General features: G+C 41.4%; 15 protein-coding genes and 1 pseudogene. 4 read left to right on the forward strand and 12 right to left on the reverse strand.

Annotated elements, in window-relative coordinates:
• The first annotated feature begins 257 nt into the window (after positions 1–257).
• Positions 258–803: an excalibur calcium-binding domain-containing protein gene (locus tag ABU165_RS06270; RefSeq protein WP_318059800.1), complete on the forward strand. Its 546-nt coding sequence runs from the start codon at positions 258–260 to the stop codon at positions 801–803.
• Between the two features lie 426 nt (positions 804–1,229).
• Positions 1,230–2,534, forward strand: a complete 1,305-nt coding sequence (locus ABU165_RS06275; protein WP_318059801.1) for a vWA domain-containing protein — start codon at positions 1,230–1,232, stop codon at positions 2,532–2,534.
• 330 nt (positions 2,535–2,864) lie between these two features.
• Here the strand turns inward: ABU165_RS06275 and ABU165_RS06280 are convergent, their stop codons facing one another.
• The 11 genes and pseudogenes from ABU165_RS06280 to ABU165_RS06330 form a co-directional block, all read right to left on the reverse strand.
• Positions 2,865–3,884, reverse strand: coding sequence for a hypothetical protein (locus ABU165_RS06280; RefSeq protein ID WP_318059802.1), 1,020 nt, complete (start codon positions 3,882–3,884; stop codon positions 2,865–2,867).
• A 681-nt stretch (positions 3,885–4,565) separates the two neighbouring features.
• A pseudogene (locus ABU165_RS06285) lies at positions 4,566–5,126 on the reverse strand (HAD family hydrolase).
• 12 nt (positions 5,127–5,138) lie between these two features.
• Positions 5,139–5,855 (reverse strand): KDGP aldolase, encoded by a 717-nt coding sequence (locus ABU165_RS06290; protein ID WP_318059804.1) that lies wholly within the window; start codon positions 5,853–5,855, stop codon positions 5,139–5,141.
• The gene (locus tag ABU165_RS06295; protein ID WP_318059805.1) at positions 5,855–6,964 is read right to left on the reverse strand and encodes a DgaE family pyridoxal phosphate-dependent ammonia lyase; all 1,110 of its coding nucleotides are present in this window, start codon (positions 6,962–6,964) and stop codon (positions 5,855–5,857) included. The genes ABU165_RS06290 and ABU165_RS06295 overlap by 1 nt, the downstream gene beginning before the upstream one ends.
• 12 nt (positions 6,965–6,976) lie before the next feature.
• Positions 6,977–7,651: a DUF4310 family protein gene (locus tag ABU165_RS06300; RefSeq protein ID WP_253618693.1), complete on the reverse strand. Its 675-nt coding sequence runs from the start codon at positions 7,649–7,651 to the stop codon at positions 6,977–6,979.
• 1 nt (position 7,652) lies between these two features.
• The gene (locus ABU165_RS06305) at positions 7,653–8,438 is read right to left on the reverse strand and encodes a DUF4311 domain-containing protein (protein WP_253618691.1); all 786 of its coding nucleotides are present in this window, start codon (positions 8,436–8,438) and stop codon (positions 7,653–7,655) included.
• A 12-nt stretch (positions 8,439–8,450) separates the two neighbouring features.
• The gene (locus ABU165_RS06310) at positions 8,451–8,804 is read right to left on the reverse strand and encodes a DUF4312 family protein (protein ID WP_318059806.1); all 354 of its coding nucleotides are present in this window, start codon (positions 8,802–8,804) and stop codon (positions 8,451–8,453) included.
• A 4-nt stretch (positions 8,805–8,808) separates the two neighbouring features.
• Positions 8,809–9,171 carry a glycine-rich SFCGS family protein gene (locus tag ABU165_RS06315; protein WP_253618688.1) on the reverse strand — a complete coding sequence of 121 codons (363 nt, stop codon included), beginning with the start codon at positions 9,169–9,171 and terminating at the stop codon, positions 8,809–8,811.
• A gap of 15 nt (positions 9,172–9,186) precedes the next feature.
• Positions 9,187–9,522, reverse strand: a complete 336-nt coding sequence (locus ABU165_RS06320; protein ID WP_318059807.1) for a PRD domain-containing protein — start codon at positions 9,520–9,522, stop codon at positions 9,187–9,189.
• Position 9,523: 1 nt separating this feature from the next.
• Positions 9,524–10,651, reverse strand: coding sequence for an amidohydrolase/deacetylase family metallohydrolase (locus ABU165_RS06325; RefSeq protein ID WP_318059808.1), 1,128 nt, complete (start codon positions 10,649–10,651; stop codon positions 9,524–9,526).
• Positions 10,652–10,655: 4 nt separating this feature from the next.
• Positions 10,656–12,461 carry a BglG family transcription antiterminator gene (locus tag ABU165_RS06330; protein ID WP_318059809.1) on the reverse strand — a complete coding sequence of 602 codons (1,806 nt, stop codon included), beginning with the start codon at positions 12,459–12,461 and terminating at the stop codon, positions 10,656–10,658.
• Between the two features lie 458 nt (positions 12,462–12,919).
• Between ABU165_RS06330 and ABU165_RS06335 the strand changes: the two genes are divergently transcribed.
• Entirely contained in the window at positions 12,920–13,240 is a 321-nt protein-coding gene (locus tag ABU165_RS06335) for a PadR family transcriptional regulator (protein ID WP_318059810.1), read from the forward strand.
• A complete protein-coding gene (locus ABU165_RS06340) occupies positions 13,233–14,420 on the forward strand; it encodes a DUF2812 domain-containing protein (protein WP_318059811.1) in 1,188 nt (395 codons plus the stop codon). The genes ABU165_RS06335 and ABU165_RS06340 overlap by 8 nt, the downstream gene beginning before the upstream one ends.
• Positions 14,421–14,550: 130 nt before the next feature.
• On the opposite strand, the gene ABU165_RS06345 is transcribed toward ABU165_RS06340, so the two are convergent.
• Complete coding sequence (locus ABU165_RS06345; protein ID WP_318059812.1) at positions 14,551–15,447, reverse strand: GAF domain-containing protein; 897 nt, start codon at positions 15,445–15,447, stop codon at positions 14,551–14,553.
• Between the last annotated feature and the right edge of the window lie 7 nt (positions 15,448–15,454).

Below are 15,454 nucleotides of genomic sequence, written 5' to 3' on the forward strand. Positions count from 1 at the left end.
AAAATTCCCTTGTCGAACCGGTTATAATACTAGTCTTGAATTAAACGTCGGGAGTTCATTGATAAGATAATTTGTATCCTGTTAATGAGAGATTTAAATGGTTTTGTTTTGGACCGAATTTGTGATAGATTAAGAGGGAGAAGGTGGAGAAAAATTAGTATACAAATAAATCCCAAAAACTATTGCAACAATTCTCCAATATTTGTATATTTTAAATTATAGTACAAAAATACTAATCTGCTCAGGGGGAATTGATATTGAATAGGATTGCAAAGTTTGTGATGGGTCTTGTCCTTGGTTTTTCATTCTTAAGTTTTTCATTGGTTGATACATATGCTGCCGCTAAAGTAATGTGGGGGAAAACCGAGCTAAAGCTTGGTCAGATTGGAAAGGTAACGATTCTTTCCAATACTGAATTGGTTAGCCTGGATGCAAAAGGATCTGCTAAAGTTGTTCGAAAACTAAAAGCCGGAGAAGAATTCAGGGTTTACAGCTATAAAGGAAACCAGGGCGGTTTTTATGGAGTAGGCGGGGGAAGCTTTGTGCCTAAAAGCAATAAGGTTAAATACGAAACACCCTCCAAGGCTAAGTTAGCACTGCTGAAGCAGCAATCAGAAGGCAAAAGCTCACCATCAAAGCCAGTAGATCATGGAGACGGGCTTTATGTGATTCCAGGAGCACCATCGTCTTTTCCTAATTGTACTGCTATGAAAGAATATTATCCGGACGGTGTAGCAAAAGGGCATCCTGCTTATGAGTCAACACATGATCGGGATAAGGATAATTGGGCATGTGAGAGGTAGATGGAAATAGCACTGCAGGATTACATTTTAGTGATCGTGCAGCGCTATTTATTTTTGCCTAATTTGCTATGGATTTACTTAAAAATAATCTTAAAGACCAAAAAATTTAAATCCGGAAATTAAAAAGTGGCTTGATTTCTTACATTACATCCAGCATTAACTCTCCTTTTTTGTCTTGATACTGGACTTTAGTCACGTTAAGAAAATCTTGATTTAAAAGAGATTTCAGGAAGATATTCACAGACAAACTTCGACAATCCTGCGAGTGTATTTGACGGAATTAAGAACACGTGATAGTTAATATATAGTACAAAAAAGGAAATTTTTGAAAAATGAAAGTTTTTCAATGTCACTGATCCTTAGCTTGGCAATTCTTTTCCGTTTGCTAAGGGTTATCTTAAAATTGGATGAAAAGGAGTTTTATCATTGCGTAAAATCTATTATGTGTCTATTCTGGCAGTCCTGTTGGTTTTTACAGGTTGTTCAAAGGAAGAGCCGTCAGCAGCGGAAGATTCAGTAGCTGCTGAAAAAGAGGACAAAGATGAGAAAGAGCCGATCCAATATCCTGAAGCGGCTACTTCAGCAGAAGAAATAGTAAAGCAGCAAATTGGGGAAGTAACAGAAAAGGCGATGGATGAAGGATCGGACGAAGCAAACATGAGTGAGGAAGAGATTATGGCAGATTTCGAAGCTGACGGTATGACTGCAGAAGAAGTGTACAACGGCCTGGTACATTGGTTTGCACTTGATTATTCTGAAGTTAATGATGCATTGGCCAATTATGAGCCTGCCTTCGGGGAGTACGGTGAAGAAGAGGAAGATCAGAAAACAAAAAATATCAGCATCCAGATCGACTCAAGCGGAAGCATGAATGGACAGGTAAACGGCGGTGTGAAAATGAACCTGGCCAAAGAGGCGGTCGAGGACTTTGCTGCCGGTTTTCCAGAGGATACCATCATGACTCTGCGTACCTACGGCCACAAAGGGACTGGGGATGACAAGGATAAAGCCATGTCCTGTGCAAGCACCGAGGTTATGTATGACGCCAATACTTATGATCAAGCTGCGTTCAAGGCGGCATTAGGCAAATTCAAGCCGAGCGGCTGGACGCCTTTGGCGGCTTCCATCAAGGCAGGATACGAGGACCTAAAGAAAAAAGCGGGAGAGGATACAGAAAATATCCTCTATATAGTAAGTGATGGAATAGAGACCTGTGATGGCGACCCGGTAAAGGAAGCGAAAGCTTTGGCAGATTCCGACCTGAATGTGAAGGTGCATATCATCGGTTTTGATGTGGATGATGCTGGTCAGACTCAGCTGAAGAAAACAGCTGAAGCGGGCAACGGAAAATATTATACAGTCAACTCCAAGCTCGAGCTGACCAATACACTCAATGAACTGATGGGTGAGGCAATCTCCTCCATTCGGAAAAATAACGAAAAGGCAATGAACGGCATTGATATCAATTTCAAGAGTGTCGAACTCCGTAAAGACGTACAAAAGCTTAAAAGTAATTTTATGAATATGGCTGGGTTGGAGAATGAGGTACTGAAGGGGGCAGCTAAGGAGCTTGAGAGCCAGGAGAAAGTTAAGTCTGAGGATGTAGAGGCGATAACGGAAATGGCGGATGAGCGTTTAAGTGTTCTGGCTGAATATATTGGGAAGCTTGAGGAGGATGCGCAGGAGAAGATCACTGTGAAGAAGGATGAATTGTTTGAGGAGATGGATTGAGTTGTAAAAGAATGAGATGTTTGAGGAGGGAGCCCTAACTTAAACAAACGTTTGATTAAGGAGAAACGATGTTAATATAAAACAATATATTTTTCACCTTGATAGTAACCAAATAATGAACAAGGCAGATACATTCAAAAACAGGAGTGTTTATGCCTAGTTTGTTTTAGAATTAATTCAAAGGGAAACTTTATATTCCAGAAATACACCATGTTTTGTTTTTAAATCAAATGCAAGAGTATGTTAAGTAGCCTTACGCTTGTGCGATATAAACAACGCTCTCATTACATAAAAAAGAGACCATACTACCTATGGTCTCCACTAAATCAATTATTCAATAATATCCGCAACAATCCCAGGAAGAGAAATACTATAGCCAGCCTGTGATTCATAGCTGTATTTACCATAAACCTCTCCATAAATTGTAACAACATCTTCCTCGACGAAATCTGTATAACCTTCATATTCTATGAAGATGATATCTCCTGGATTGTAGCCGTAAGAAGTTTTTGTGACGGCAAGGCGAATGTTGGTCATATCATCTCCTTCAAGGATCTGAACAATTTCACCTGTGTACTTTACATATTCACCAGTATAACGGTCTGGATTTTTATCAAGCTGCTTGAAGTCTATTGTTGTTGCCTCTTTCTTTTTCTTTTCAAGCTTCATCTTATCAACTTGCTCTTGCGTATAGGCATCTTTAATTTCCATTTCCCCAAGTGAAATGTCCTCTACCATATAGCCTTTTTCAGTTTCTGTCAGATCACCATTAAATGCATATTGTTTGTTTACTTCTTCAAATTCTCCAAGTAATTCAAATAAGTGCTTATTTGATTCCAAATCTTTACTCACAGAAAAGCTTGCTGATACAGGGTATGTACCATTGATGACATATTCAGGACCATCATATTCATCTTCATAATCACCAATTACAACTTGAACTTTTCCACCTTTTACTTTACCGCTGTCTGGAACCAATGGGAAGTCAGTTTCTCCTTCTCCCCGGAAGCTGGCATAAACCTCAGTGTTCTCGGGCAGGTTGGTTGTAAGATTGATTGTCACCGCATCTTTTTCTTTGCTGTATGCAGAGGACTCGAGTTTTACAAAAAGTTCTTCTTTAGGTTCTTCTTTTTTCTCGGGTTTTTTCTCCTGAGTTGTTGCAGCAGTTTCTTCAGCAACATCTGCATCAGAGTCAGTTTCAGTGGTAGTAGAAATCACCACAATAAAAAGTACAAATGAAGCAAGCCCAATTAGAAAGTTTCTTTTGGCCTTCCCATTTTTCTTAACCAGTGAAACAATAAACAGCACTGAAAATACAATCCAGGCTAAAAACAAAATAACGCCAAACATATAAATATGATCCCCCTAAAATATTATCCATTTGCAATCATATTGTAACATTCGTAATGAAGGGAATGGCTAAAGTCGTGTAAATTCCAGTATTAAAACAAACTTAATAATTATTTCCATATAGTAAAATGAGTTATCGGTCAGCTAGTGTTATGGATGAACTGGTATGCTGAATTCTGTTTAGCACAGCTGATTATATGAAGGGTTAATTGATGTATTGTTTGTTTCGGGGCAGGAAAGGCTGTATAGTTTTCGGCTTAATCCTCAGTGAATTTAATGGGCATCATCAATTCTCAAATGACCATAGATTGTACGTGGGTTCGCCTCCAGAGGGAATACAGTGATGTATGTTTGGTTTCATGGAGGGGAGAATGTGGAATCGGTGATTGAGAGTAAGGTGAAGGAGATAAGCCTGATTTCAGGTTAGGGTGGTGTATTTCCAAAAAAGTAAGCTGGCAAACTGTTAGTTGAAAGGTCTAACCCTTTTTGCAGGTAGGCACTCAAATATTTTTGCTGAATTGAGTGCCAGACTTTTGTCTTTAGATCGATCTTTTTAGTATCTCGAGAGTTATCTCTTCAAATGAGGCAATAGTTAAATCTGCCAATGATAAATCCATTGATTTAGTTTTGTGCTTAACACCAATTTTTTTCATGCCTGCCCGAGTAGCTGCTAATAAGCCATTAGTCTTCGATTCCGATGCACTGATCCGGGTTTAAATCTAATAAGCTGGCGGTGTGAAGGAATATATCAGGGTGTGGTTTGCTGTCCGTAAATTCATCTCCGCATACAACCATATTAAATGAATGTTCCATATCGCAGTCTTTTTATACTTTATAGATTCGACCTTTATCAGAGGAAGAAGCTAGTGCGATTTTAATTCCTTCTCTTTTTAGATTTTGGATCAATGTGCGAACTCCTGGAAATAGGATATCTCCAAAGTAAAATTCTTTTGAATGAAAGAAGGTATGCTGGAATTTGATAAGATCTTCTGCCGTCTGTGACAGCTGGCAGCGTTCTTTGATAATCCTCCATTTGTTTTTTGCATTTCCTCCAATCAGCTGTACCCTTATTTCTTCCGGAGCAGTGATATTTAAATGCTGAAATAACTCCTGACTCCACATCCGGTAAACGGGTTCACTATCAACAATAACTCCATGTCGAAGATGACGGCATATTTCCCCATCTATTAAGCCTCCCGAAAAAATAAAAGGAGCCATCACATAGAAAGCTCCTTTTACCATTATTACTTATGATCAGTTCCATTCCAGCTGCAATAGCTGTTGGATCTTTTTAATTTCTGTATTACTTGTTTCTTTATCAACTAATGAGGTATATAAGTGCGGGATAACCGTTTCAGCACCGTTATCAAGACATGTTTGGACAATTTGATGGACATTCTCAACTTCAATTCCGCCTGTTGGTTCAAAAATCTTGATCCCGGCATTAACAGCGGCTTTGACCATTGCTGCCACTTCATCCAAACGTTTGTCACCATTGATCGGATAGAATTTGACAGAATCCACTCCAATTTCAGCCAGCATATTTGCCGCCATTTCACAGGATATCTTTTCTTTGAAGTCTGAGCTGTTCGGTCCTGTTGAGATATATACTTCACCAGGAGTTCCAGATGGTTCGATGAGCGCGTTAACAAGCGTACGGGAAGCATCAAGCTGTTCCATGCGGCCAAGTGTATAGCCGGCAGCAGGGAATACTTGATTAATATGATCCGGCAAGGTTTTGGCTGAAACATCAGCAACCTTTTTCCACATAGCTGGATCTCCTGCTCCTAGCCCCACTGAAACAGGGATATGGTTTTCTTTATATAAATCAACAATTTCAATGGCTGCTTCTGTCGTAGGAAAGTTCTTGACCATGATCCCGACCAGCACACGATCGCCTGCTTCTTCTACAATCTCTTTAGCATTCTCTACATCTTTTGCTAATACATTAAAAATGACTTTAGCTTCCATTAAGATTGCACCTCATTAAGTATATTCTTGATTTCATTTGCTATGATGTCCTCTTGGCCTTTAAGCAGGGGACGGGGATCTACTGACAGAATGCCGACATTTACGTAATGATGTCTTAAATAGATTGCTGGATTGCCAGATTCAAGACGATGCAGGAGTTCTTGAGCAGAAACACCGGTCTTGCTGGCATCCACCTGGATCTGTGCGCGATAAATGGCTCTCCCCGCTTCATCCTGCTTGATGGAGCAGGTCAATCCTTCAACCTCTGCCAGGGAAAGGTTAAGCTTAGTCATACGCTCGATCTGTTCCTCGGCATTATCTTCTTTAAAGGGATATTGCTTTAAAGCGGCAATAAGACCTGCCACGCCTTCTTTGCCTATTTTCATTGGCCGGCCGATTCCTTTGTATTGCATCCGGCAGGCTTCCATCCATTCCTTGCTGCCGCATATAAAGCCGGATGTAGGACCCTCCAGCGCTTTTCCGCCACTATAGATGACGATATCAGCACCCATTTGGATGTATTTCTTAAAGTCTTCTTCCGCCGCAGCATCGACAATGAATGGTATATTGTGTTCTTTTGCAATCTTCATCATCGTTTCAATGGTCTGCATGCCTTTTTGGACAGCATGATGGGATTTTATATAGAGAAGGGCAGCTGTCTTATCAGTAATGGCTTGTTCGATATGATCAGCCTCTACTTTATTAGCATTGCCGACTTCTACTACTTTCCCGCCGCCGATGCGGACCATTTGAGCGATGCTGGCACCAAAATGAACTTGTTGTCCTTTTTGAATAATAATTTCATTCTTTAATCCTTCGGAATCTGGCATTCTCTCAATCAGAGAAAGGTTTTTCCCAGTAATAGCTGATGCTGTTGATATGGCAATCCCTGCAGCAGCGCCACAGGTGGGGCAGCCGTCTTCAGCCCCTGTATATTCGGCTATTACAGAGCCCGCAAATTCCATCATCTCATCAATATCTACATAGTCTTGAGCGGCTTGCTTTAGTGCATCTGATACTTCGTCGCTGACAGCAGAAGCGCCTAACGCCGTCATCTTGCCGCTTGCATTGATTACTTTCCGTAATCCAAACGATTCAAAAATACTCATTATCTGCTCCTCCTATTCTAAAGAAATTGGGAAAATGGCTCCAAAGATCATAGCCCCTAAAATGGCACCGCCTGCTACCGGCTTTTTCCAGATGTAGAAGACTGCTGCGCCAATGGTTGAACCAATACCGATAGGAATAGAGGCACTTGCAGCAGAAATAACGATCAACGGTCCAAGGAATCGCCCGGCGGCATTTCCTGCTCCCATCATAATATCTGCACCAAACGTAGAGTTCGACTGTCCAACTGTAAATTTGCGGATTCCAAGAATAGCATATCCAACAAGGACACCTAATAGGGCACCTGTAATTAATGAAAGGACAAAGTTTTCGATTGGAGCTGTAATTCCTGATGCCAGCAAAATGGCAGGAACCCCAATGCCAATACCTGTTTGAAGTGATCCCCCGATATCCAGGATCCCTACAAGCGCCCCTTCTAAAACACGTGCGAATAAGAAGCTTGCCCCAAAAGCTGCTGCTGCCCCATATCCTGCTCCTTGAATCCCCGCTTCTAGCATGGCGACGATCGCTACATCATTGAAGGCGCCGATTTTGTAAACATAATACATATGGGTTCCAGCAAATATTCCTGCGGAAAGAAGCGCTACAAAAATAGGGAAAGACCAATCTGCATACCAAAAGTTTTTATACAAATCTTTTTCATTTAAAGCCTCTGTCTGTGTTGTCAAGTTACTTCACCTCTAATCCTAATAGTTTATGGAAATCCAGCAGCCATTCTGGAGGAGTGATATACATGCTCTCCAGCAGGCGAACATCGAACCCGCGGAAGAACGCACTCAGAACAAAAAGCAAAATAACGGATGTAATCAATGTTTTGGTTACTCTATTCCAGCCGCTGTCATCGACACCTTTGCCGATCAATATCCCCAGTACTACCCCGGGAACTGCATTACCCATAATCATATGTGCCGCACCGCCGAAAACCGTTCCCCAAAAACCTGAGCGTTTGCCGGCATCCAATGCAGCCAGCCAGAAAATCACCGGCATAACCGGATTGATCAATAGGTTTGCTGCAGGCACGAGTACCTTTACAGCGATTGCTTGTAATGATTCCGGAATCGCTGAAGCAGTCAGGTTTAAAAAGGCAACAACAATAATGCCCATAATGGCGCCCGATATGGCCATTTTTTTCGGATTATGAAGCGTGTCTTCCGGTCGTTTTCCTTTGCGCATCAATACGGCTGCCGCCCAGTTAGGAATTATGCGGTGGTCCACATCCTGTGTGAAGGCACCGGCCCCAACAGAGGAAGCCCAAGCATTGAAAAAGAAGCCTAATCCAAATGAAAAGTGGGATGCAGCATCTCCTGCACAGGCATTCAATTCCCCTAAAGTTCGGAACGCTCCCATTCCTTGCGATTTTGGTGCATGGAACATACGGGCAGCCCCGGCACCTACACCAATCCCGACAAGGGCACCAATAATAATTGATTTTATTGCTACCTCAAACATCTCCATAGCTTCTCCCCCTTATTTATTCGCCATCTGCTCATTTCGGATAATACTCTCTACAATCCCGCTTGGAGACTCTGTGGTTGTAAAATGGATGTCTTGTACTTTTAGGAGAGTAATATTAACATCTACGTCCATTACCACTTTGTACACATGCCTTTTTCTTGGGAAGAAGAATAATAGGAAGCGTTCAGTGTAAATGTGTTCAATGGCTTCTATGACATTGATGCTTAAAGGTTCAATGCGTATGATCATCGCCTTGTACTCATCCATTACTTTTTTCTGGATTTGTCCCAGCGCTGTGTTGATTGCAAGTTCCTTGGATTTTCCTTTGCCTTCAACTTTGACTCTGTGCTGAATTGTTTTTTCCATCGATTTATCCCTGGACCTTCTTTTGATAGGCTTCAGTGACTCTTTTTCCTAATTCTTCAAGATCCATAAATCCAAATCCCAGAACTTTTTTTCCTTCATTAATGGCTGTTACTCCTTCGTCGATAGAACGCATGCCATAATGTGCCGGATATCCGTATTTAGTTTGTGCAGTAATCGCCCCGGCACCGCCGCTTCCGCAGAACGAAATACCCAAGTCAGCATTTTCTGCATTCATTACGTCTCCAAGGCGCATATCTGCACCGACACCGGAAATGACGATTGCCTTGCCGCCTGCAGCTTCTACTCCTTTTGCTACATTTTGCCCTTTTCCTAATCGATCTCCAATAACAACTGTAACTTGGTTCATTTTAACATTTCCCCCTTATAATGAATTGTTGAATTTAGCAGTTTCAAAGTGAATAGAAAGCAAGTATTTTTCATCCTCATGAAGATTATCTAATTTACTGCATACATTGCCTGCCATCTCTATCGATTCATCTGATACTTCCTGAAACAGAATCTTATCAACAGGCTGAAGCTTTTCCTGGTGCTTGGAGCGGTAGATCATTGCTGAAACATGGGACAATAAAGATAGTTTCTGGGCTTCGGTCATCTGAATATTTTCTTTATCTAACTGACTTTCAACATAGGCCATAATTTCCTTGCATAAATGCGGGTCTTCACTTTTCTGGTGTAATTCTTGTATTTTCCCTTCCATATTACTTTGCGTATGCCACCTTTCCTGCTTTGAGGGTAATATATGGTGTGATTTCCTGATAACAACTCAATTCTTCACCTTCCGAATCTATTAAGGCAGATTCACTTTCTTCGTTGAGGCCAAAGATGGTAACATCCGCCACTGATCCAATCCGGAGTGTTCCTTGCTCCGTTAAATGGAGAGAATCTGCTGCCCGTTTGGTGACAGCGTTAACAACTTCTGTTAGTGAGTATCCCAGTGAAAGGAGTTTCGTCATCGTGATCATAAGGCTGCCTACAGGGTTTGAATAGTTCTTTTTGTAGATATCCGTGCTTATCGTAAAGGCGATATCATACTTGTCCCTGAACTTCCTCATCGTTTTATAGCTAAAACTCGAAGTCCCATGCCCGACATCAAATCGGACTCCCCGTTCAATCGCACGCATTGCCTCTGGAATCATATCTCCCGATTCAGTGAGTATCCCATGTTTCTTTCCATGGAAAGCATGTGTAACAATGTCTCCATTTTGAAGAAGAGGGAAGATTTCCTGAAGATTGGGAGGAGGATTTCCAATATGGACCATGATAGGCCTCCCTAGTTCATCTGCAAGATACCTGGCATGTTTTAACGGCTTGATGCCGCTGTCTTTTACAACTGATCCACTCATGCGTGCCTTTAAGCCAACGATGCTTTCCTCTTTTTGAAAGATTTCTTTTGCTTCCTCGATGGACATCAGCTCATTTAGATTGGAAAGCTCTGAAAGCCCATTACATAGCCCTTTTCGCGATATATTTAAAAAAGCTAATATTTCAGTCTGGCTTTTTTCAATAACCGTTTCTCTAAAGGTCTGATAGTTATCGTATCCAGCACTCCCGGCATCCACGATTGTTGTGACACCTTGTTCTATACCAACTAGATCTGGATCGATGCCTAACTCGGTATAATCTTTAAAAAGATGAGCATGCAGATCTATAAATCCTGGGGAGACATAATAGCCTGATGCATCTATGTACTGAATGTTGTCTCCTGAATTTTTAACATCTTCAACTTCAGCGAAAACTCCATTAATGATTCCAATATCATTTTTCTCAATAACGGAGGTTTCCGGATTAATAATAAAGCCGTTTTGTACGATTACACCTTCATTCATTCAATCACTTCCATTTTTTTAAGTATTGCAGAAGGGTGATGATTTCAGCTTCATGAACATTAAGACCCTTCTCTTCCAGAATAGTTTGTACTTTCCTAATCATTTCCTCATCACCGTCCAGCATTTGATGGCTGGTATATAGATATTGATCATATTGCTTATCAAAGTGATAGCGGTGAACCATTAAGAAAACATGCATCATAAAAGCATTTTTCCAAGAATCCTTTGGATCGATCGGGAAGGCTTCTCCTAAAGCATGAACAATCTCAAAGCCCTTTAGGATGATTTCCTGGCTAATAGATTCACTGTCTTCACTTACTGGATTTAATCCATGATTTTCAAGGAGATGATTCGTCTCCACAGCATCTGAGCCAATGATCAGTCGAACTTGTTCCCGGATCGACTCTATATCCCTTTTAATGGGCAGCGGCTCTACAACGACAACCGGGATGTTTGTTTCTACTGGAAAAACACTGACTATCATATCGACTTCTTCAACCTGGCAAATCTCTTCAACTTCCAATAAAGAACAGTAAGAGACAATATCGACAGCAGGTATTTCTCTTTCCACTCTATTTTTAATAAGGCGTGCGACACCTCTTCCAGTTGAACATACATATAAAACCTTTACTTTTCTTTTAGAATTAAAGGTATTTTCATAGGATACAAGGAAGTGAAGAACGATTAAGGAGATAAAAGAATCTTGAGCAATAAACGCATGCTGCTTTATAAAATGTCTGCAGGCATCCTGAACACTATAAAACAACGAAGAATGATTGCGTTTTATTTCATCCTCTATTGGATTAATTTCATTCAGGTATAAGTATCCGTTTTGCAGCCTAAGCGACAGATGGGAGAGCAAGTTACTATATAATTTAGGGTCTCTTTTATAGTCGATTCCTTCTTCCTGGCTCACATAATGGATAATGTTTTCTGTTATTTCAACAATATCGATTTGCTCAATCTCTTTTTCCAGACCGCCTGAAATATATAAAAACTCTTCTTCCAACAGCGGAAGCTTCATGTCCGTGTATACCTGTTCCATTACAGAAATCAGAAAAAAGGAGGGATCATCTTCATGATGTGACCTGTCTAAAACACGATAGCTATTGATCGTATGTCCCATATTTAGTCTTGTAACAGAAAAAGTGATGCGCAGCAGCAGCTTCAGCAAATCAGACAGGCGCATCAACCGGGCCAGAGAGGGGGTATACAATTTGCTCATATGATTCTCGGTAAGCTCATAGACGGACCTTATTTGCTCATCCAATATAAAGCCGATTTCGGCTTTCCGTTCTTTTTTGGTGATCCGTGTAGTCATTTTGTAGATTTCATAATCATCTAAGTCGTTGTAAATGAGATGTTCCAGCATGAGTCTCAGCTGCAGCTCATTGCCAATGAGGCGATAACCTGTTCTTTGCTTTCGCTCCAGATCAATGGCCCAAAACTTTAAGAATTCTTCTACCTGTAGAAGATCGCTTATAATCGTATTTCTGCTGACTTCTAGTTCCTCTGAAAGTTCAACTGCCGTTTTATACCCATTCGCTAATAGTAAAGATACGATGATTTTTTTCACACGGATGGTTTGATCAGGAAAAATATTGGATCGTTCAAATCTCGCTAATATACCTCTCAAATTCATTCTTTCAATATCATCACATTCAACCCAAATTCCCTTATTGGTCTGAGAATTCACAGTCTGTCCGTGCTCTCTGAACCAACCGCGAACATTTTCCAAATCATATTTGATGGTCCTTGTACTAACCCCGTACTCCACTGATAAATCTCTTATCCTTAAAGGAGATTTCATATTCAGAAGCTTATTTGTTAGTTGGAATTCTCTTGCCGTTAACATACATTCACCACTCTACTAGTAGTTGTTTCTTGTAACCGGTTACACTCATTATATGTATATTGTCATATGCCGAACAGACAAATTCACTTCCCCATTATTAGTGAAGTGGAATTCGTTTGAATACTCTGTTAACTCGAGGTATAAAATTTTTTGCACCATGCTGAGAGTATTTTTGGAATACTGTAAGCTTAGACAAGAGTATTTGGTTTATGGTGATATAATCAAGAAATTTTTAGATAAAGACACTTGAAGAGAAGATGTATACTCAACAAAGTCATTTGATTGTTCACGAGAGAGGGAAAGGAAAGTATTTACAAAAGGTATCTCATTCTGTAATATTATGTCATACGATATATCGTGTTGCATAATATTGAGCAACAAAATAATTCAACAATGAAAGAAGGAACCCACCAATGGCATACACCGGAGGGCCAATGACCGAAGCCATGTACTATGTACTCCTTGCACTCATGCGTCCTAATCACGGCTACCAGCTAATGCAAGCCATTACTGAAGTTTCAAACAGCAGAGTGAATATGGGACCGGGAACACTTTACGGAGTGCTTTCACGGATGCAAAAGGACGGACTCATTTCCCTGGCTGAAAACGATGGCAGAAGGAAGACCTACAAAATTACAACTGATGGGGAACAGGCCCTGCGTGTGGAGTATGGCCGGTTAAAAGCCCTGATTGAAGACAGCCGGATTTTAGAGGAGGGTGAGGGGAATGGGTAAAACTGTGCGCAAACTCCGGCCCGATGACTATTGGCGGATCGGGGAGCATGAAAGCTGGTTCACAGACATGGCAGCAGAAGGGCTTTACCTTAAAAAGATGGGGAGCCGGTTTGCTAAGTTTGCCAAAGGTGAACCGAAGAAGATGAAGTACAGAATTGATGTATCGTTCAGTAAAGAAATCACCAGTGAGCAAGTCGAGATGTATGCTGAAAGCGGATGGGATTATGTTACAAGCTATAGTTATTTCCATGTCTTTTCCTCACAGGCTGAGCTTCATGCACCTGAGCTCCATACAGATCCAGCCGAGCAATCATACACATTAAAGGCACTGGACGAAAAGTATGCTCAGACTGCCTGGACCGTAACGATTTTGATACTGCTGACGTTTGGGATGCTGGCTTCTATATGGTTCCTTGACGGAACACCAATTTTGATGATGGTGAAGGGCAATGTGCTTACACAAACAATTTTAACTATCATTCTCGGTTACTCGGCATACAATTCACTCCAGGCGGCATTTTCTATTCGGTCGCTGCGGAAAAAACTGGCCGAAGGAAAACCGATCGATCACCGTGCTCCGTGGAAGAAGCGCTTCCGCCGGAATACGGTGATTGCCTTGCTTTTTATAGTAACAGCCGGTTCCACTGCTGCTATGTCATTCGCACAGCTTTTTATGATGGATACTAAAACATTGCCTGAAGGAAACATAGACTTGCCGATTGTGAGATTGGCAGATATAGAACAGAATCCGGACTTGATCCGGGCTGAGCCCTCATATGTAGATGACGATGTGGATTGGGGCAACCGCATTTCCTATGACTGGAGTCCATTGGCACCAGTTCAATATGAAACAGATGAAAACGGAGAAGTTATTGGAGAGAAGTGGGGTGATGGCAGCGGCAGATATTCACCTTCCATTCAAACACAGGTCTATCAGCTCAGCATAGCTGGTCTCGCCGATAATCTTCTTTCTGATTTAGTGAAAAGATACAGGTATGAAGATAGCATGGAAGAGTATGTGCAAAAATGGCATCCTGCTTTGGGTGAATTGATTGTTTATGAGGAAGAGGGTATTAAAAAGGTATTTGCTTCTAAGGGGAAAACCGTGATGTATGTTTGGTACCACGGGAAAGCGGATGTAGATTCGGTGATAGAGGCTGTTGTGGAAAATATTGGGTAACAGGCACCTCCCGAGAAATCTTGTTTCACAACTATGTTTCATAAAGTTTGCTGCTGTTGGCCGGAGGGGACAGAATTACTGTCCCTCTCTGGCTTTAAGAGCATTTAATCAAACGTTTGATTATGAAGTATCACCTAAAAAGGGAGCGGGACGGTGAGCTAGTCCCTCCGTTTCTGCCTTCATCTCTGCTCAGTGTAAACCCAATCGTCTTCAAAGCACTTTCCAGGCTGGCCTCGGTTTTTACTGATTTTAAATCTGTATTTGTGCTGATTGCGTTTAATGCCAAGTCCGGCCGGATACCGGTAAGTATTGGGGTTACTCCAATAAGGCTCAGCATATTGGCAACTTTTAATAGGGAAGAGCTTACCATATCGTTGATTTGGAGTATCCCTGACAGATCAATGATTAGAAACTCAAGTGACAGGCTCTCGCTTCTGGTGAGGGCCAATTCTATGATGGTCTCCAGCCGGAATTCGTTGATATTGCCGATAATCGGAAGAATGGCTACTCCCGTAGTGATGGGCACGAGCGGTGCAGAGAGTGTTTGAATCTGCCTGTTCGCATCGTCCAGCTCCAGCACATAGGAGAGCAGGGAGCTCATCGTCTCAAACAGCTCCACATGTTCTTCAGTGAGTTCAAAGGTTTCCGTATCCAGCCCGCAGATGGTCCCGTAATTTCTCCCATCCTCATAAAAAATAGGAAGGCCTACAAAGCTGCCGCTTCCTAAATTCCGTGTCACATTTAGCGCGTTTGATAAATCGCTTTTTGTAATATCAGGAATGAACAGGACCTTCTTGCCATGATCCACACTCAGTTTGCAAAAAGTTTCTTCAAAAGGAAGGGAATCTCCTTCCCTCAGCAAGATATCCCCATGATTAACAACCTTAACAATCTCATTTGTCCTTTGGTCATTTTTAGCAATGAAAAGTGTGTTTATATTTAAGATCCTGCTCATCATTCTTAGGATGCTGTCCGCCGCTTCGTCGAAATTCATGAACTTGCTGTAAGTAAAAGCGTTTGAATTCATATTGTAT

Origin of the sequence: Cytobacillus sp. T106 (assembly GCF_040492155.1) — a bacterium.
Lineage (GTDB): Bacteria > Bacillota > Bacilli > Bacillales > Cytobacillaceae > Bacillus_AB > Bacillus_AB infantis.